Raw genomic sequence first — 17,390 nt, 5'->3', positions numbered from 1 at the left:
TCCTCTCCGCGGCCGACCCACGCCGACCTGCTTACGATCCGATCATCACGCTAATCCGCAGGACGCGACCCAAGCAATGCGACAGACCGTCGATGCTGAACCGGTCCAAAGCGACGTCCTGAGGGCCTAGAGCGGCGCGTTGCCGCTCTTCCTCCGCCGCTTGCCTCCTGGTCGATGAGACGCTACTGTCTAATCGTCTCATGGATGCCGACGCTCCCGACCCCAACCTGACCGCGCTGCTGGACGTCGCCGTCCAGCCCGACGCGGGCGACGATCCCGAGCTGGAGGCGCTGCTCGACGTCGCCACGGCCGAGTTCGCCCGCTACGGCGTGGCGCGCACGTCGCTGACCGACATCGCCCGCCGGGCCGGCGTCTCGCGGCCGACCGCCTACCGCCGGCTGGGGGGCAAGGACGAGCTGCTGCGACGGATCCTGCTGCGCGAGACCCAGGCCTTCTTCGCCACCCTGAGCGCCGCCGCGGCGGCGCTGGAGGACCCGGTCGACCGCGCCGTCGAGGCGTTCGCGGTCGGCGCCCGCGCCGCCGGCGAGCACCCGCTGGCCGCGCACCTGCTGGCCGAGGAGCCGGAGGCGATCGTGCCCCACCTGGCCGACCGCGGCGGACCGTGGCTGCGCGCCGCGACCGCCGCCCTCGCCCGCTTCATCGACCCGGCCGGCGCCCTCGATCCGCTCCACGCGCGGCGGATGGCCGAGGTCGTCGTGCGGCTCAGCGCGTCGTTCTTCCTGACCCGCGACGGCGTGCTGCTGGACGCCGAGGGCGAGCAGCTGCGAGCGCTCGCCGACACGATCGTCCGGGCCGCGGTCGAGGCCGCCTGAGCATGGGCGCGCAGAGCGGGTTCCTCGATCCGGCCGGCCCCCTGACCGGGGCCAGCTCGACCGTCTTCTGGATCTTCGCCGGGGCGACCTTCGCGATGGTCGCGGCGTCGTTCCTGGTCGCCGGCCGCGAGGCGCTGCGGCTGCGCTCGGCGCTGCCGCTGGTGGTGCTGGCCAGCGCCACCGCCTGGCTGCCGAACGAGCCCTTCATCGACGCGATCCTCGGCTTCCAGTACGCGTCCGACGCGCCCGGCGACCTGTACACCCTGGCCGGGCGGGTGATCCCCGTCAGCGCGCTCGGGATCGGGGCGATGTTCTCGCTCTTCACCTGGTTCCTGCACCGGCTGATCGTCGGCGGGGCGTCGTTCCAGCGGATCGTGCTGATCGCCGTCGTCGCCGGGGTGATCGACTGGCCGCTGGAGATCATGGCGATCCAGGCCAACGTCTTCGAGTACTACGGCGACAACCCGACGCGGATCTTCGGCCTGCCGATCACGAGCATGGTCCAGAACGCGTTCCTCTACGTGTTCATGGCCTCGATCCTGACGCTGGCCGCGCCCTACCTGCGCGGCTGGCGGGCGCTGCTGTTCCTGCCGGTGATCCCCGGCTGCTACTACGCGGTCGCGCTGCTCTGCACCTGGCCCGCGTACCTGGCCCTGCACGGCGGCGCGAGCACCGTGCCGTTCCTGCTGCTGGGGGCGTTGGCGGCGGTCCTCAACGTGGCGATCCCGCTGGCGATGCTGCGGTTCACGCTCGACCAGCGACGAGCGACCGCAGCGCCCCCGGTGGCGACGGCGGTGGCGGCGTGAGCGCCCTGGCGCGCTGGGGCGGGCGGGCGCGCGCGCTGCCCGAGCTGGGCCGGATCGCCGCCAGCGCCGCGGTCGAGCGGGTGCGGCCGGTCCGCAGCGACGACCCCGCCGTGGCGCCGACGCGGGTCGCCGACCTGACGCCCGCCTGGATGACCCGGGCGCTCTGCCCGGCCGGCGTGCGGGTGGTCGCGGTCGACCTGGTCGACGGCTCGCACGGGACCACCAGCCGCCACCGGCTGCGGCTGCGCTACGACCGCGACCCGGCTCCGCTGGGACTGCCGGAGACCGTCTTCGCCAAGTCCAGCCCCGGCGTCCTGCAGCGGATCACGCAGGCGATCAGCGGCCTGGTCGAGGCCCGCTTCTACCTGCAGCTGCGGGAGCGGCTGGACGTCGCCGCGCCGCGCTGCCACCACGGCGCCTACGACCAGCGGCGGATGGCCACGGTGCTGCTGCTGGAGGACCTGGTGGCGACCCAGGGGGCGACCTTCCTGCGGCCGAGCGACCAGGTCGACCGGGCCGACGCCGAGCAGGTGGTGCGGACGCTGGCGACCGTCCACGCGACCTTCGCCGACCGTCCGCCCGCCGGCTTCAAGAGCTACGGGCGGCAGTGGCGCGACGCCTTCGCCCTGGTCGACGTCGAGTCGGCCTTCCGCCGCTGCCTGGGCGAGTGCGGCGAGCTGCTCGACCGCTCGCTGCGGGCCGATCCGGCGCGCACCTGGCGGGCCGTGCTGGCCTCGATCGCCGCCCACGAGGGCCGGCCGCCGACGCTGCTCCACAACGACGTCCACCTGGGCAACTGGTACCGCCCGGCGGCCGGCGGGATCGGGCTCTGCGACTGGCAGGGGGTGGTGCTCGGCGACGGCGCCCGCGACCTGGCCTACGCGCTCTCGACCGTCCTCGCCGTCGACGACCGGCGGGCCTGGGAGGACGACCTGCTGGCGCTCTACGGCGAGGAGCTGCACCGCCGCGGCGGTCCCGCCCCCGACCCGCCGGCGCTGCGCGACCGCTACCGCGCCCAGCTATGGGGCGCGCTCGCCTTCTGGGCGCCGACCTTCAGCCCGCCGCGGCTGATGCCCGGCGACATGCAGCCGCGCGCGGTCTCCGGCGAGATGCTGCGCCGGATCGGTAGCGCCTGCCTCGACCACGACGCCTTCGCCGCCGTCGGCCTCCGATCCTGATGACCCCCACCGAGCCCTCCTGCCCCGCCGCCCCGGCCGCCGCTCGCTGCCCGGTCGACCACGGCGCGGCCGCCGCCCCGCCGGCGGCCGTCCGCCCGTCGCTGCCGCCCGGGCCCCGCGGCTGGCCGGGGGTCGGCGCGCTGCCGCTGCTGCTGCGCGACATCTACCGCGCGCCCGAGCGGCTGCGCGACCGCTACGGCGACGTCGTCCGCGTGCCCGTCCCCGGCCGCGCCGAGCTGATCCTGGTCAACGACCCCGACCTGGTCGTCGAGGTCTTCAACCGGCGGGCGAGCGACTACGGCAAGGGCGAGATGAACTACGCCCTCTTCAGCAGCGAGCGCCACCTGCCGCTGCCGGTCTCCGACGGCGAGCCCTGGAAGCGGATGCGGCGGCTGCTGAGCCCGAAGTTCGGCGCCCGCCAGCTGGAGGCGGTCAGCCCGCTGGTCGGGCAGGCGATCGAGGAGCGGATCGAGCGCTGGGGCGCGCACGTCGGCAGCGGCCGCCCGGTCGACCTCGACGGACCCTGGAGCGACCTGACGATGTCGGTGCTGCTGCGGTCGATGTTCACCACCCGGCTCGACGACCGCACGATCGACGAGGCGGTGGTCGCCTTCCGGACCTTCGCCTACTACGCGGCCTTCAAGATGATCGCCACCAACGCCCCGCGCGGGCTGCCGCTGCCCTACCAGCGCCGCGGCGAGCGGGCGATCCGCTGGATCCACGCCTTCCTCGACCGGATGGTCCGCGAGCGCCGCGCCGCGCCGCTGCCGGACGGCGGCTCGGACATCCTCCAGATGCTGCTCGACGTCCGCGACGACGACGGCCGGCCGATGACCGACGAAGAGCTGCGCAGCGAGCTGTTCGGCCTGATCTTCGGCGGCTTCGAGACGACCGCTTCGGCGCTCTCGTGGACGGTCGCGATGCTCGACCTGCACCCCGACGTGGCGGCGACCCTCGACGACGAGATCGCCGCCCTCGGCGACGGCCCGCCGACCGCCGCCGACCTCGACCGGCTGCCCTACCTGCACGCGGTCTTCGACGAGGCCCAGCGACTGCAGGGCGGGCCGATGTTCAGCCGCACGCCGATCGAGGACACCGAGCTGGGCGGCCACCGGGTGCCGCGCGGGTCGATCGTCTGGATCTCGCCCTACGCGCTCCACCGCGACCCCCGCCACTGGCGCGACCCGGAGCGCTTCGACCCCGCCCGCTTCGCCCGCGACGAGATCCACAAGGGCGCCTTCCTGCCCTTCGGCCTCGGGCCGCGCAAGTGCATGGGGATGCGGCTGGCCTACATGGAGGCCGCCTTCGCGCTGGTGACCGCGCGCCGCCGCTACCGCTTCCGGCTGGCGCCCGGCTTCGTCCCCCGCCACCAGTTCCACATCTCGACCGGGATGAAGGGCGGCTGCCCGGTCACGCTGCACCCGCCGCGGGCCGCCCGGCTCAGCGGCGGGTGAGCCGCAGCGGCACCCCGCCGCGGACGCCCATCGACATCCGGTACTGGTGGCGGATCTCCCAGTTCGGCGGCGGCGCGAAGCGGTAGCGCTGGAAGGCGGTGGCGAGCGTGCAGACCGCCTCGATGTAGGCCAGCCGCTTGCCCAGGCACATCCGCGGGCCACGGCCGAAGGCCTGGAACGCGGCCGCCGGGGCGTTGCCCTCCAGCCAGCGGTCGGGCCGGAAGCGGTCGGCGTCGGCGCCCCAGAAGCGCGGGTCGCGGTGGAGGGTGACGTTCGACCACAGGACCGTCGCCCCGCGCGGGATCCGGTAGCCGCCCAGCTCGTCGTCCTCCAGCGCCAGCTTCGGGTTGATGACCAGGCTGCCCTGGAGCCGCGAGGCCTCGTCGAAGCAGGCGCGGACGAAGGGCAGCCGCCCCAGGTGCTCGGGCCCGACCGCGGCGCCGCCGAGCGCGTCGACCTCCTCCCGCACCCGCTCGGCGATCCGCGGGTGCTGGGCCAGCAGCGCGAAGGTCCAGGCCATCCCGGCCGCCGTCGTCTCGTGACCACCGATCACGAGGAACAGCATCTCGGTCCGGATCTTGTGGTCCTCGAGCGGGGTCCCGTCGTCGTAGCGCGCGTCGAGCAGCACGTTGAGGACGTCGGTCACGTCGGTCGGCGCGGCGCGGCGGTCGGCGACCAGCTCGGCCAGGTGGTGGTCGAGCCAGTCGTCGCCGCGGGCGCCGGCCGCCTGGCGCGGTCGCGGCAGCCAGCCCGGCAGCGGGAACATCGCCGTGCGGACGGTGGTGGCGACCATCCGGTCGTCGAGCGCCGCCAGCAGCCGGTGCATCTCCTCGGGCCCGATCCGGCGCGAGAACATCGCGTTGTAGAGGACGGCCAGGGCCAGCGCCTTCAGCTGCTCGTGCAGCTCCAGCGGGGCGCCGCGGTCGGCCGCCGCGCCCCAGCCGTCGACCTGCTCGACGATCGCCTCGGTGAAGAGGCCGCCGAGCTCGGCCAGCGCCTTCTGGGTGAAGTGCGGCTGCAGCAGCTTGCGGCCGCGGGCCCACTCGTCGTCGTCCTCGAACCACGAGGCGTGGTGGGGCGATCCCTGGACCCGCATCGTGTCGGTGACCATCGCCGCGCGGCCGTAGCGCTCGCGGTGCGCGACGTTGACCTGGGCGATCTGGTCGGGGTGGCCGAGCAGGATCAGCTCGGCGAACGGCACCGGCAGCCGGACCACGTCGCCGTAGCGGCGCTGGAGCGCGGCCGGGCCGAACCACGGGTCGCGGATCAGGCGCAGCAGCGCCGGCAGCCGCGCGGGACCGCGGGGCCCGGGCGGCAGCGGCAGCGCCGACGGGGCGAGGGTGGTGGGGGTCGGGGCGGGGAGCGTGGGGCTCATCGTCGTGCTCCGGGCTCAGGCCGCGGCGGTCGCGGTCGTGGGGTTGGTGGCCGGCGCCGGGCCGGCGGCCGCGGCCTCGCGCAGCCGGCGGACGGCGGGGTAGTTGATCGCCGCCCAGGCGCCGCCGATCGAGGCCGCGCAGGTGACGAGCGCCGCCGCCCACACGATCGGGGCCGCGGCCGAGGACTGGATCGCCACGTAGACCGGCCAGCTGACGCCGACGATGTAGCCGATCGTGACCGCCGGGACCGCGATCAGCAGCCACAGCCGCTGGACGCCGCGCAGGTGCTCGGCGCCGAGGAACGCGACCAGGCCGAGGACCGGCAGCAGGGTCGAGTTCTGGACGATCGAGTAGAGCGGGACGCCGAGGATCCGGGTCGGGTTGTCGCCGTAGTAGCTGATGATCCCCCAGTGGTGCCAGCCGACCTCGACCAGGATCTCGGGGATCCCGACCAGCACCGCGCTGATCAGCACCACCCGCCCGACCGAGCGGCCGTTGGCCAGCATCCGGTAGGCGTAGTACCCGCCGAAGGCGATGTAGCTGGCCTCGCCGACGGCGATGAAGGACGGCATCTGGCGGCCCATCAGCCAGTAGTCGAACCAGGGGACGTCGGGCGCGTAGACGATCAGCCCGACGTGGTCGCCGAGCGGTTCCATGTTGGCCGCGACGACGCCGGCCGCGAGCAGCACCAGCGGCAGCGTCTCGCCGCCGCGGACGAGCTTGACCAGCGCCCAGACCAGCGCCGCGGCGACGCCGGCGAAGGCCGCGATCACCATCACCAGCGCGGCGGTGTGGTCGGCGTGGAGGACGGGGGCGAGCGGGATCTGGCCGTCGCCCGGACGCTGGGCGCCGAGCTCGATCGTGGCGGTCAGGAGTGCGGTGGGCATCGGGTGCTCCTCGGGATAAGTGACAATTCTCTTGTCAGATGCGCGCCTGGGTCGGCCCGCGTCGGGAAGGTCGAAGGGTCGTCAGGGACGGAGGGTCGGCGGCTGCTCGCGCAGCCGCGGGAAGTAGGCGCGGACGCCGTCGAAGGTCCAGGGGCCCTGCTCCACGCAGGGCGGCGCGCCGGGGCCGATCGGCGGCAGGTAGAGCGGGTTGCCGGTGTTGCGGCAGTCGTAGGCCTTGAGCCCGCCGCTGGCGATGTCGCGCAGGCTCTCCGGCTTCGGATACGGGTTGAGCCGGTTGGTCGGCAGCCGCTTGACCCAGCCGCCGACGATCTCGTTCCAGATCGTCGGCAGGCCGTTGCCGTAGTGGATCACCCGGTTGCCGGGGCCGACCATCGTGCCGTTCTGGATCTGGCCGACGTTCGCCAGCACGCCGTGGACCGAGCTGCGGTTGGCCTCGAGCAGCCGCAGCACCGGCACCAGCTGGCGGATCGCGACGTCGGCCACCGGCAGCGCCGAGCGGGCCGCGGCGGCGGTCTCGTCGAGCGCCGGCAGGCTCCGGCGGCCGGTCCGCAGCACCGGCGCCAGCTCGCGGAAGAGCCGTTCGAAGGCCGGCCCGTCGCGGACCACCGCGGTCAGCGCCGCCGGCAGCGCCGGGGCCGCCCGCCGCAGCGCGGCCGAGGCGCGGCGGACGTCGGGCGCCGCCCCGGCCAGGTCGTCGGCGGTCCGCCGCAGCTGGCGCAGGAACGGCGGCAGCGCCTCGATCGTCGCCCCCAGCTCGGCCCGCCGCCGATCGGTCACCGCCAGCACCTGGTCGGTGGCGCGGATCGCGGCCCGGACCTCGCCGTCGCGCTCGCCGACCGCCGCCAGCACGTCGCCGGAGCCGGCCACCAGCCGCCGCAGGCCGTCCTCCTGGCGCCGCGCCCGCTCCAGGACCGCGCCGACGCCGCCGACCGCCGGCGCCAGCTGGGCCGCCGCGCCGTTGAGCGAACCGGCGCGGCCGGCGAAGGCCCGCGCGCTGCCGGCGATCAGCTCGCGCAGGTCGCGGCGGGTGCCGGGGGCGAAGGTCTCCAGCACATCGTCGAGCCGCTGCGCCGCCCGCACGCTGCCCGCCGGCAGCCGGCCGCCGTCCTCGATCAGCGGCGCCCGCCGCGAGCCGGGAGCGACTTCGACGAAGGTCTCGCCGAGCAGCGTCTTGGTCCGCAGGATCGCCCGCGCGCCCTGCCGCAGCGGCGCGATCCGGGGATCGATCGCCATCTCGACGTCGACCCGCCGGCCGCGGCGGACGACCCGCGTCACGCGGCCGATGTCGACCCCCGCGGCCCGCACGTCGGCCTGAGCGAAGAGGTTCGACGCCTGCGGGAAGCTGGCGGTGATCCGGTACTCGCGCGGCTCCAGCGGCACGGTCCCGCCAAAGCTGCGCCAGACCACCAGCGCGAGCACGGCGCAGAAGAGCGCGAACCCGATCGGGAGCAGCAGCTGGCGGAGGGTCGGCGTGCGGGTCTCCATCAGCCGGGGCAGAGGGTCGGGCTGCCGAGCAGCAGCTTGAGCAACGGGCCGAGGTCGGCGAGCTGGGTCAGCTGGCCGCAGTTGACCATCACCATCGCGCGGCCGATGCCGCCGTGGGCGTCGGCGGTGCTGAAGAGCGAGTTCCAGTTGTGGACGAACCACGAGGCCCAGAAGAGGAAGCCCTCGTCGTCGCCGGGCGGGTTGTAGGCCAGGCTGTTGAGCAGGTAGTTCGTCGACTGCAGCACCCCGCGCAGGTCGGGCTCGGCCGTCCGCAGGCCGGAGACGGCCGGGCGCAGCTCGCCCAGCAGCGGGGTCAGCTCGCGGGCCAGCGGCCGCACGTCGTCGCGGAGCGCGTCGCGCAGGCGGGCGCTGAACGGCTCCAGCGCGGCGAGCGTCGCCGGCAGCCGGCGGACGGCCGGCTGCAGCGCGGTCAGAGTCGGCGGCAGCTCGGCGGCCAGGCCGCCGCCCGAGCGCAGCGCCCGCGAGGTCGTCGTCAACGTCCCGGGCAGGCGGGTCAGCGCCTGCCGCAGCGCCGCGTCCTGGTCGGCGACGGCGCGCAGCGTGCGGTTGCCGTCGGCGACCAGCGCGGCCAGCCGGTCGTCGCGGCTGGCGGCACGGGTGATCACGGCGACGTTGCTGACCAGCCGCGACAGCTCGCGGCGGCGGCCGGCCAGCGAGGCGGCGATCCGCCGCACCTGGCCGACCGTCGGGCCAAGCGTCCGCAGCGCCCGCCGGAGGTCGTCGCCGCGGCCGGCGGTGCCGGCGTCGAGCGACGAGATCAGCGAGGCCAGGAAGTCGCGGGTGTCGGCGTCGAGCGCGCCGAGCAGCTCGTCGAGCGCGGCCGGGGTGGTCGTCCGGGCCTGGTCGATCCGGCCGCCGGGCGGCAGCGGGCCGCGGGCACGGTGGCCGGGATCGAGCTCGATCCGCATGTCGTCGAGCGGGGTCACCGGCCGCAGCGCGACGCTGGCGTCGGCGTGAACGGCCGGCAGCTCGCGACGGTCGATCTCCAGCGTCACCAGCGCCCGCCCGCGCTCGACCCGGGCGGCGGTGATCGTCCCGACCTTGACCCCCGCCACCTGGACCGGCTGGCCGAGCCCGGGCGCCACGCCGTCGGCGGCGACCAGCGACGCGCGCAGCTCGTAGACGTCGCGGAACGGCACCGGCAGCCGCTGGTGGACGAGCACGTAGGCGGCCGCGGCGACGCCCGTGACGACGATCGCCGCGACGACGACCAGGAAGCCGAGGGTGCGGCGGGTCATCGCGCGCCCCTCCCGCCGAGCGGCGGCCGGCCGAGCAGCGCCCGCGAGGCGGCGCGCTGCTCCGCCCGGGCCTCCTTGGCCGGGGTCGCCGCGGTCCGCCGGAAGCCCTGGAGCCGGGCGCTCGACCGCGCGTCGAGGTCGGGCAGGGCCTGGGTCGTGCAGCGGACGTCGGGCCGGAACGGCGGCGAGACCCCGTAGCCGAGCCAGGCCGGGCTGAGCGAGCCGACGCCGTCGGCGGCCAGCGTCGAGACGGTCCCGATCCCCGGCAGCACGCCCTCCAGCGCCTGCTCGCCCTCGGTCACGCCGAGCCGGATCGTGGTCCCGTTGCCGTCGAAGTTCGGCGACGCGCCCGCCAGCGCCGCGCCCATGTGGAGCGCGTCCTGCCAGACCGGGCGGCCGGTCGAGAGCTTGCCGTCGGGCACCTGCATCCGCAGCGTCGGCAGCACGTTGCGGTCGACGCAGCGCATCGCGTCGGCCAGCAGCGGCAGCGTCCCCGTCAGCCGCTCGGCCAGCGGCGGCAGGTCGGCGGTGATCGGGCGCAGCGCGTCGAGGGTCGCCGGCAGCTCGCCGGGGGCGGTGATCGCGCGCACCTGCTCGAGCGCCTCGGCCGTGCGCCGCAGCGGCCGCGGGGCCGCCCGCAGCGCCGGCCGCAGCGCGCCGGCGAAGCGGTCGACGACCGGCAGCGCCAGGTCCAGCCGCCGGAGCGTCGCGGGGGCGTCGCCGAGGACCGCCAGCAGACCGTCGACCGACGCCCCCAGCTGCCGCTCGCGGTCGGCCAGCGCGGCGAGCAGGCGGGCGCTGTTGGTGACCACGCCCTGGAGCGCGGCGGGGTCGCGAACCAGCTGCTCGGCGCTGTCGGCGGTGCCGGCGATCGCCCCCTCCAGGTCGCCCGGGCGGACCCCGCGGACGGCGCGCTCGACCGTCGTCACGTCACCGAGGGCGCCGTCGAGCTCGCGCGTCGCCCGCCGCAGGCCGTCGGCGCCGCTGCGCCCGGCCGGGCCGCCGAGCCCGCGGCGCAGCTCGGCCGCCGTCCGCCGCAGCCCGTCGCGGACCGGCGTCGTCAGCACGTCGAGCACCTGGTCGAGCTGGACGGCGACGCTGGTCCGCGAGCGCGGGATCGTGGCCCCGGGGCGGATCCGCGGCCGGCCGGCGGTGCCGGGAGCGATCCGGATCGCGGCGTTGCCCTCGAAGAACAGCCGCGGCGCGATCCGGACCCCGGCGTCGTCGTGGATCGGCGGCGCGTCGTCGTCGATCCGCAGCCGCAGCCGCGAGCTGGTGCCGGGGCCGGGCTCGATCGCCTCCAGCCGGCCGACGTCGAGGCCGGCGACCCGCACCGCCGCCCCCGGCCGCAGCTGGTTGGCGGTGCCGACGACGGCCTCGATCTCGTAGCCGCCGGAGAGCGCGCCACGCCAGAAGGCGACGAAGGTGATCGCGGCCAGCAGCGCCAGCGCGATCAGCGCGGCGGCCAGCCGGCGGGTGCGGGCGCGGCGGGCCCGGCGGCGGACGACCTCGGCGCTCACCGGCCGCTCCTCCCGCGGTCGAGCAGGCCGGCGCGATCGGCCAGCCGCCGGATCGCCGGCTGCTGGCGGGTCTCGCGCGTGGCGGCCGGCTGGTGGCCGCGCGGGTTGCCGAGCTGCTGGCCGCCGCCGACCGGCTCGTTGCCCGACTCGCACTCCCGGCGGTCGACGTTCGGCAGCAGGTTGATGTTGGCGTTGCGCGACGGCCGCGGGTTCTGCAGCAGCTCGCCCTCGGCCCCCAGGTGAGTGACGCCGATGTTGGCCACCGCCGGGCCCTGGCCGGTGCCGAGGCTGCCGAAGGTCGAGGCGAAGTTGGTCGCCCAGAGCCCGATCACGTTGCACTGGAGCTGGGCCGGCAGCAGCGTCCGCAGGGTGCCGTCGGCGGCGGTGATCGCGTCCTCGGTCCGCTGGACGGCGCCGCGGACGCCGGTCGTGCGGGCCAGGTCGCCGAGGCCGACCAGGCTCTCGCCGAGGGCGCCGGCGAAGGGCCGCAGGTCGCGCAGCGGGCGGAGGCCGGCGGTCAGCGTGCGGTTGACGGTCGGGACCGCCCGCGGCAGCAGCCCGACCGCCGGCTCGAGCGCGGTCGAGAGCCGCGCCAGGTCGTCGAGCGCCGGCCGCAGCCGCACGAAGGCGCGGGTGGTCGAGGCCTCGGCCGGCGGCAGCGCGTCGAGGGTCGCGGCCAGCGCCGGGCCGTGGTCGGCGAGCGTGGCCAGCGTGCCCGCCGCGCCCTCGATCGCCCCGGCCAGCGCCCCGCGGACCGGCGCGATCGCCTGCGCCGCGCGGTCGAGCGCGACCACGAACGGCCCCAGCCGCGTGTCCGGGCGGGCCAGCGCGCGGCTGACCAGCGCCAGCTCGCGGAGGGTCCCGGGCAGGTCGCCGAGCGCCTGGTTGAGCGCCGGGCCGCGGCCCGCCAGCCCCGGGCCGACCTCGCCCAGCAGCGCCTGCAGCCGGCGGCCGCTGGCGCGGTCGAAGACGTCCAGCAGGTCGGTCAGCTCGACGGTCGAGGAGGCCCGCGCCAGCGGCAGCGCCGACCCCGAGGGCAGCTCGCGACCGCGCTCGCCCGGCAGCAGGTCGAGGTAGTTGGTGCCGAGGATCGACGCCGGCCGGACCCGCGCGCGGGTGTCGGAGCGCAGCGGCCCGACGTCCTCGCGCAGGGCCAGGGTCAGCCGCGCGTGGGTGCGGCGGCCGCCGACCACCGCCTCGACCCGGTCGGTCCGGCCCGCCCGCACGCCCGCGATCCGGACGTCGTTGTTGCGCACCAGCCGCAGCGCGTTCGGGACCTCGACGGTGATCCGGTAGGCGGGCTGGAAGGGCAGGCCGCTGTTGGCCCGGTAGGCGATGACGACGATCGCCAGCACGACGGCGATCCCGGCCAGGCCGATCGCCAGCAGCCGTCCGCGGCCGGCGGCGCGACGACGGGTCGGGGCGCTCATCGCAGCAGCTCCCGTAGGCGGCGGCGCAGCCGCTCGACGGTCGGATCGGGATCGGCGGCGGCGCGGTCGGTCGCCTCCCGCGGGCCGGACGCCGGGTCGTTGACCGGCACCAGCCCCTTGCCGGGCGCCGCGTAGGCGTGGCTGCAGCCGGGGGCGCTGCGGTTCAGCAGGCACTGCGAATAGACGCCGGCGAAGATGCTGACGATGTGCGAGACGTCGTCGCGCAGCGCGGTGACGGTCGACAGCGAGTAGAGCAGCCGCAGGGTCTCGTCGATCCCGCCGCGGTCGCGGGTGTCGACCAGCAGCCGGCGGGCGCGGTCGAGCGGCGCGCCGAGCCGGCCGACCAGCCGCTCGACGTCGCGGGCCAGCGGCCGCAGCGCCGCCAGCTGCGGGCGGCCGCGGCGGGCCAGCCGCTGGAGGTCGCGGAGGGCCGGGGTGCCGGTGCGGGCGAACCGCGGCAGCACGGTCGTCAGCCGCCGCAGCGAGGGCGCGCTGGCCCGCAGGTCGCGGACCAGCGGCGTCAGCCGGACGGCGGTCCGGTCGAGCGCGTCGAGCCCGCCGTCGGCCTCGGCCAGCATCGCCGGCAGCCGCCGGACGCCCTCCCCCAGCGCCCGCTCGCGACCGGCGGTGACGGCGGTCGCCGCGGCCCCGCGATCGACCAGCCGCCGGATCGCCCGGTCGCTGCCGGCCAGCCGCGCGAGCACCGCGTCGCTGGCCGCGACCGCGTCGGCCAGCCGCGTCCGCTGGCCGTCGAGGACCGCCAGCAGCGAGCGGGCGTCGGTCAGCGCCGGGTTGGCGCGGCGGAGGATCGCGTTCAGGTCGCGACCGCGGCCGGCGGTCGCCAGCCCCAGCTCGCTCAGCAGCACCCGGATCCGGTCGGCGGTCGGGACCGCGAACAGGTCGACGACGTCCTGCAGCGCGACCGGGATCTGGGTCCGCTCCAGCGCGACGGTCGGCGGCGCGTCGCCGCTGGCCCGCAGCGGCGGCTGCCCGCGGGGGCCGGGATCGCAGTCGACGAAGCTCTCGCTGATGAAGCCCTCGGGCAGGATCCGGCAGCGCGCGCCCTGCCGCAGCGGTGCGTAGCGGCGGTCGAGGCTGAAGCTCATCCGCGCGTGGTGGCCGGGGGTCAGGTGGACCGCCTCGACGCGGCCGGCGCGGACCCCGCCGACCTTCAGCAGTTGCCCGGGGACGATCCCCTTGGCGGTGTCGAAGATCGCGTCGAAGCGGTAGTCGCCCTCCCCCTCGCCGCCGCCGCGCAGCAGCAGCAGCGCCGCGACGGCGGCCACCAGCAGCGCGGCGAGCAGCAGGCCGGCCCGCCTCACGGCTGGTTCACCGAGGCCGGCATGCTGTCCGCCGGGTCGCAGATCGACGGGTCGGGGACCCACGGGCTGGAGCCGTCCGGCGCCGGCGGCGCGGTGCTGCCGGGGCAGCGCGCGTCGAGGTGGGTGCGGACGTTGATCGGACCCAGCAGGCCGCCGCCGGTCAGCGCCGGCACCAGCGACGAGAGCGCCCCGCCGAGCAGGGTCTGGACGTTCTGCACGAACTCCAGCCGCGCGTAGTGGCCGAGCTCGTTGTAGTTGCCGACCGCGACGCCGGCGAGCCCGTTGAGGACGCCGAGGATGAAGTCGCTGCCGTAGTAGCGGACGCCGCGCAGGATCGGGGTCGCCGCCGCCAGCGCGGTCCGCGTGCGGCCGAGCGCCTCGACCGCCGACGGCCGCAGCGCGGGCAGGGCGAGCAGCGTCCGCCGGACCGCCGGCAGGTCGCGCCGCAGCCGCCCGACCACCGGCGTCGCCCGGGCCAGCGTCGGCGGCAGCGCTCGCGCCACCTGCCCGAGCGGCGCGGCGGCGGCCGGCACCAGCCGCAGCGCCGGGCGCAGGCGGGCGGTGGTGACGGAGACCCCGGCGAGGGTCCCGCGGGCCATCCGCAGGACGGCCGGCGCCCGTCGCAGGACGCCGTCGAGCGCGGTCCGCCGCTCCGCCACCGCGCCGAGCGCCCGCGCCGTGCCGGAGACCGCCCGCCGCAGGTCCTGGCGACGGGCGGCGATCGCGCTGGCCGCATCGCCCGCGCGGACGATCAGCCGCTCGACGTCGTCGCCGTCGGCCTCCAGCTCGCCGAACAGCCGCGCCGTCTCGCCGAGCGCCGGGTCGAGCCGCGCGAGCATCCGGTTGAACGAGGCCGCGCTCGATCCGGCGTAGATCCGCGACGCGCCCCGGATCAGGCCGCGGACGTCGCGGCGGGCGGGCGCGTCGAGCCGGTCGAGGATCGCGTCGAGGTCGACGATCCCGCGGGTCTGGGCCAGCGGCAGGGTGCCGCCGTCGGCGATCGCCGGGGCCCGCGACGAGCCGGGGGTCAGGTCGACGAAGCGGCTGGCGACGCCGGCCTGGCCGACGGCCCGGATCGCCGCCCGCGCGTCGCGCCGCAGCGGCCGCACGACCCGGTCGTCGAGCGACAGCTCGGCGTCGGCGGTGCCGTCGTCGGCGAGGGTCAGGCGGGTGACGGTGCCGACCCGGCGGCCCGCCACCTGGACGGTCGCGCCCTCGACCATCTGGCCGGCGTTGACGAACCGCGCGTGGACCCGGTAGCCGTCGTCGCCGCCGCCCGCGACCAGCAGCGCGACGGCGACGACGACCGCCACCAGCAGCGCGACCGCCGCCCCGCGCCGGATCCGCCGCCGCGTGCTCGTGGTGACCCGGGCCACCGCTCAGCCGCCGATCGGGAGCCGGGGCATCCCGCCCCAGAAGAGCTGGGAGCCGAGGATGCCGATCACGTGGACGCCGATCAGGTTGACGACCATCGCCCGCGCGGTCGCCCGGCCGACGTCGACCGGCCCGCCGCGGACGCGGTAGCCGTAGTAGCAGCCGACGAGGACCACGAAGGTCGCCATCGCCATGCCCTTGATCCCGGAGAAGAGGTAGTCCTGGGGGCTCTGGAACTTCCAGAACAGCTCCAGGTAGCCGCCGGCCGAGACCTGCCCGACCTGCATCACGACCGCGACGAACGAGCCGACGTAGGCGACGACGATCGCGATCGCGTAGACGAACGGCAGGATCAGCCAGGTGCCGAGCAGCCGCGTCGAGCAGAGGAAGAGCACCGAGTCGAGGCCCATCACCTCGAGCGCGTCGACCTCCTCGGCGATCTGCATCGTCCCGATCTCGGCCACGTAGCCGGTCGAGACCTTGGCGGCCATCATGTAGCCGAAGGCGTAGGGGGCGATCTCGCGCAGGTCGGCGATCGCCGCGAAGGCGCCGGCGACCGAGGGCGCGCCGACGATCTTCGAGGCGTAGGCGCCCTCGATCCCGATCGCCAGCCCGAGCGCGAAGACCAGCCCGAGCACGATCAGCACCGAGCCGGTGATCAGCAGGCTGGCCTGCCGCAGCACCTCGACCAGGTAGCGGCGGATCCGCGGGCTGAGCGCGCCGCTGGTGACCCGCCAGGCGAACTCGGCGCCGTCGCCGAGCGCGTCGAGCCCGTCGCGGACCTCGCGCGCGCGGCGGCCGGCGGCCCGGACCGCCATCAGCGGACCTCCGAGAGGATCGGGTTGGTCGCCAGCAGCAGCTGGGTGAAGACGTAGTTGATCGCGCCGGTGGCGAGGAAGGCGACGACCACCGACTGGTTGACCGCCCGCCCGACGCCGGCTGCCCCGCCCGAGGCGTTGATCCCCTTGTAGCAGCAGACGATCGCGATCATCACGCCGTAGATCGCGCACTTCACGAACGAGGCGGCCAGCTCGAGCGTCGTCGCGCTGCTGAAGAAGGTCGAGAAGAAGGGGCCGATCGGGGCGTGGTTCTGGACCACCACCAGCACCGCGCCGAGCACGCCGGCCAGCAGCGCGAAGACGTCGAAGAGCACGCAGACGATCGCGATCGCGAACAGCCGCGGCACGACCAGCGCCCGCACGGTGTCGATCCCGAGCACCTCGAGCGCGTCGATCTCCTCGCGCACCCGGCGGGCACCGAGGTCGGCGCAGATCGCGGTCCCGGCCACGCCGGCGACCACGATCGCCGTCACCAGCGGCGCGAACTCGCGGATCACGACGATCACGTAGACGCCGCCGAGCCGGTCGAGGGCGCCGAACAGGCCGAGGAAGTTCGAGGCCTGGATGCCGGCCGGGCCGAACGAGAGCGCGAAGGCCGTGAGGACCAGCGGGAAGAGCGAGATCCGGAGCGCGAACCGCAGCTGCTCGACCAGCTCGGGGCCGTAGGAGTACGGCGGGCGGAAGCCGCGCCAGAACGCCTGGCCGGCGAGCTGCAGCATCCCCCCGGCCTGCAGCGCCGCCCCGGCCAGCCGCCCGTCGAGCCACGCCCCGCGGGGGGCCCGGCGGGTGCTCGCCGGCGGTCGCCCGGCCCCCTTGTCGATCGTTCGATCCACGTCGCTCTCCCGCTCGCGGCCGCCTCCGGGGCTCGCGAGCGGCGCCACTCTGACAGAGCGATTTCCAGATGTCAAGAAAGGCCCTTGTCAGATTCGGGTCGTCTCTGCGACCATGGCTGCCGTGTCCACCGCCGGCCAACGCGTCTACAACGGCCTGACCGCCGACGAGCGCCAGGCGCAGCGCCGCACGCGGCTGCTGAAGGCGGCCCGCGCGCTGCTGGCCGACGGCGACGCGAAGAACCTGACGGTGACCGGCGTCTGCCAGGCCGCGAAGCTCAGCGAGCGCTACTTCTACGAGAGCTTCGCCAACCGCGAGGCCCTGATCGACGCGCTCTTCGAGGACATCGTCGCCGTCGCCACCGGCGTGCTGGAGCAGGCCGCCCGCCGCGGCGACTCGCCCGAGGCCCGGACCCACGCGCTGATCGAGGGCCTGGTCGACCTGATGCTCTCCGAACCGCGCCTCAGCGTGCTGGCCCACGAGAGCCAGTCGAGCGAGGTGATCACCCGCGGCCGCGCCGTCACCGCCCGCGCGCTGGCCGCCGAGATCGCCGCCCGCGCCACGCTCTTCTGGCCGACGGCCGGCGACCGCGCCTCGGCCCAGCTGGCCGGCGAGCTGGGGATCAGCGCCGTCGCCGACGTGATGGCCGCCTGGCACGTCGGCGAGCTGGAGTGGTCGCGCGACGAGCTGGTGGCGCGGGCCTCGCGGTTCTTCCTCGAGGCCGGCGGGGCGCTGGCCGGGACCCGCGGCTGACCGGGCCGAGGGGGTGGGGCGG

Annotated in this window: 15 protein-coding genes; 5 read left to right on the top strand and 10 right to left on the bottom strand. The window is 76.1% G+C overall.

The window, feature by feature from the left end; genetic code table 11:
* Positions 1–200: 200 nt before the first annotated feature.
* The 4 genes from SH587_RS01295 to SH587_RS01280 are packed head-to-tail and all read left to right on the top strand — an operon-like array spanning position 201 to position 4,271.
* Positions 201–833 carry a TetR/AcrR family transcriptional regulator gene (locus SH587_RS01295; RefSeq protein ID WP_320668734.1) on the top strand — a complete coding sequence of 211 codons (633 nt, stop codon included), beginning with the start codon at positions 201–203 and terminating at the stop codon, positions 831–833.
* 2 nt (positions 834–835) lie between these two features.
* Positions 836–1,639: a hypothetical protein gene (locus SH587_RS01290; protein ID WP_320668733.1), complete on the top strand. Its 804-nt coding sequence runs from the start codon at positions 836–838 to the stop codon at positions 1,637–1,639.
* On the top strand, positions 1,636–2,817 hold the full coding sequence (locus SH587_RS01285; protein ID WP_320668732.1) for an aminoglycoside phosphotransferase family protein: 1,182 nt from the start codon (positions 1,636–1,638) through the stop codon (positions 2,815–2,817). The genes SH587_RS01290 and SH587_RS01285 overlap by 4 nt, the downstream gene beginning before the upstream one ends.
* Positions 2,817–4,271 (top strand): cytochrome P450, encoded by a 1,455-nt coding sequence (locus tag SH587_RS01280; protein ID WP_320668731.1) that lies wholly within the window; start codon positions 2,817–2,819, stop codon positions 4,269–4,271. The genes SH587_RS01285 and SH587_RS01280 overlap by 1 nt, the downstream gene beginning before the upstream one ends.
* Here the strand turns inward: SH587_RS01280 and SH587_RS01275 are convergent.
* The 10 genes from SH587_RS01275 to SH587_RS01230 form a co-directional block, all read right to left on the bottom strand.
* Positions 4,258–5,646: a cytochrome P450 gene (locus tag SH587_RS01275; RefSeq protein WP_320668730.1), complete on the bottom strand. Its 1,389-nt coding sequence runs from the start codon at positions 5,644–5,646 to the stop codon at positions 4,258–4,260. The genes SH587_RS01280 and SH587_RS01275 overlap by 14 nt on opposite strands.
* Positions 5,647–5,661: 15 nt before the next feature.
* The gene (locus tag SH587_RS01270) at positions 5,662–6,534 is read right to left on the bottom strand and encodes a hypothetical protein (protein WP_320668729.1); all 873 of its coding nucleotides are present in this window, start codon (positions 6,532–6,534) and stop codon (positions 5,662–5,664) included.
* Between the two features lie 81 nt (positions 6,535–6,615).
* On the bottom strand, positions 6,616–8,040 hold the full coding sequence (locus SH587_RS01265) for an MlaD family protein (RefSeq protein ID WP_320668728.1): 1,425 nt from the start codon (positions 8,038–8,040) through the stop codon (positions 6,616–6,618).
* Positions 8,040–9,299 carry an MlaD family protein gene (locus SH587_RS01260; protein ID WP_320668727.1) on the bottom strand — a complete coding sequence of 420 codons (1,260 nt, stop codon included), beginning with the start codon at positions 9,297–9,299 and terminating at the stop codon, positions 8,040–8,042. The genes SH587_RS01265 and SH587_RS01260 overlap by 1 nt, the downstream gene beginning before the upstream one ends.
* Positions 9,296–10,819 carry an MlaD family protein gene (locus SH587_RS01255; RefSeq protein ID WP_320668726.1) on the bottom strand — a complete coding sequence of 508 codons (1,524 nt, stop codon included), beginning with the start codon at positions 10,817–10,819 and terminating at the stop codon, positions 9,296–9,298. Before SH587_RS01255 ends, SH587_RS01260 begins: the two co-directional genes overlap by 4 nt.
* Positions 10,816–12,249: an MlaD family protein gene (locus SH587_RS01250; protein ID WP_320668725.1), complete on the bottom strand. Its 1,434-nt coding sequence runs from the start codon at positions 12,247–12,249 to the stop codon at positions 10,816–10,818. Before SH587_RS01250 ends, SH587_RS01255 begins: the two co-directional genes overlap by 4 nt.
* The gene (locus SH587_RS01245; protein ID WP_320668724.1) at positions 12,246–13,571 is read right to left on the bottom strand and encodes an MlaD family protein; all 1,326 of its coding nucleotides are present in this window, start codon (positions 13,569–13,571) and stop codon (positions 12,246–12,248) included. Before SH587_RS01245 ends, SH587_RS01250 begins: the two co-directional genes overlap by 4 nt.
* Positions 13,568–14,947, bottom strand: coding sequence for an MlaD family protein (locus tag SH587_RS01240; protein WP_320668723.1), 1,380 nt, complete (start codon positions 14,945–14,947; stop codon positions 13,568–13,570). The genes SH587_RS01245 and SH587_RS01240 overlap by 4 nt, the downstream gene beginning before the upstream one ends.
* A 3-nt stretch (positions 14,948–14,950) precedes the next feature.
* Positions 14,951–15,763 (bottom strand): MlaE family ABC transporter permease, encoded by an 813-nt coding sequence (locus SH587_RS01235; RefSeq protein WP_320668722.1) that lies wholly within the window; start codon positions 15,761–15,763, stop codon positions 14,951–14,953.
* Positions 15,763–16,617 (bottom strand): MlaE family ABC transporter permease, encoded by an 855-nt coding sequence (locus SH587_RS01230; RefSeq protein ID WP_320668721.1) that lies wholly within the window; start codon positions 16,615–16,617, stop codon positions 15,763–15,765. The genes SH587_RS01235 and SH587_RS01230 overlap by 1 nt, the downstream gene beginning before the upstream one ends.
* A gap of 121 nt (positions 16,618–16,738) precedes the next feature.
* Here SH587_RS01230 and SH587_RS01225 point away from each other — a divergent pair, with 121 nt between their 5' ends.
* Positions 16,739–17,368, top strand: a complete 630-nt coding sequence (locus tag SH587_RS01225) for a TetR family transcriptional regulator (RefSeq protein ID WP_320668720.1) — start codon at positions 16,739–16,741, stop codon at positions 17,366–17,368.
* Positions 17,369–17,390: the final 22 nt, after the last annotated feature.

The organism is Patulibacter defluvii, from assembly GCF_034096925.1.
GTDB lineage: Bacteria > Actinomycetota > Thermoleophilia > Solirubrobacterales > Solirubrobacteraceae > Patulibacter > Patulibacter defluvii.
The sequence above is the reverse complement of the archived record's forward strand: the minus strand, read 5'-3'. Positions and strand labels throughout refer to the sequence as shown.

What these genes read in the sequence shown, in the direction of transcription:
- SH587_RS01295 (WP_320668734.1), top strand. Translation starts at nt 201, where the DNA reads ATGGATGCCGACGCTCCCGACCCCAACCTGACCGCGCTGCTGGACGTC.
- SH587_RS01290 (WP_320668733.1), top strand. Translation starts at nt 836, where the DNA reads ATGGGCGCGCAGAGCGGGTTCCTCGATCCGGCCGGCCCCCTGACCGGG.
- SH587_RS01280 (WP_320668731.1), top strand. Translation starts at nt 2,817, where the DNA reads ATGACCCCCACCGAGCCCTCCTGCCCCGCCGCCCCGGCCGCCGCTCGC.
- SH587_RS01275 (WP_320668730.1), bottom strand. Translation starts at nt 5,646, where the DNA reads ATGAGCCCCACGCTCCCCGCCCCGACCCCCACCACCCTCGCCCCGTCG.
- SH587_RS01270 (WP_320668729.1), bottom strand. Translation starts at nt 6,534, where the DNA reads ATGCCCACCGCACTCCTGACCGCCACGATCGAGCTCGGCGCCCAGCGT.
- SH587_RS01265 (WP_320668728.1), bottom strand. Translation starts at nt 8,040, where the DNA reads ATGGAGACCCGCACGCCGACCCTCCGCCAGCTGCTGCTCCCGATCGGG.
- SH587_RS01260 (WP_320668727.1), bottom strand. Translation starts at nt 9,299, where the DNA reads ATGACCCGCCGCACCCTCGGCTTCCTGGTCGTCGTCGCGGCGATCGTC.
- SH587_RS01250 (WP_320668725.1), bottom strand. Translation starts at nt 12,249, where the DNA reads ATGAGCGCCCCGACCCGTCGTCGCGCCGCCGGCCGCGGACGGCTGCTG.
- SH587_RS01235 (WP_320668722.1), bottom strand. Translation starts at nt 15,763, where the DNA reads ATGGCGGTCCGGGCCGCCGGCCGCCGCGCGCGCGAGGTCCGCGACGGG.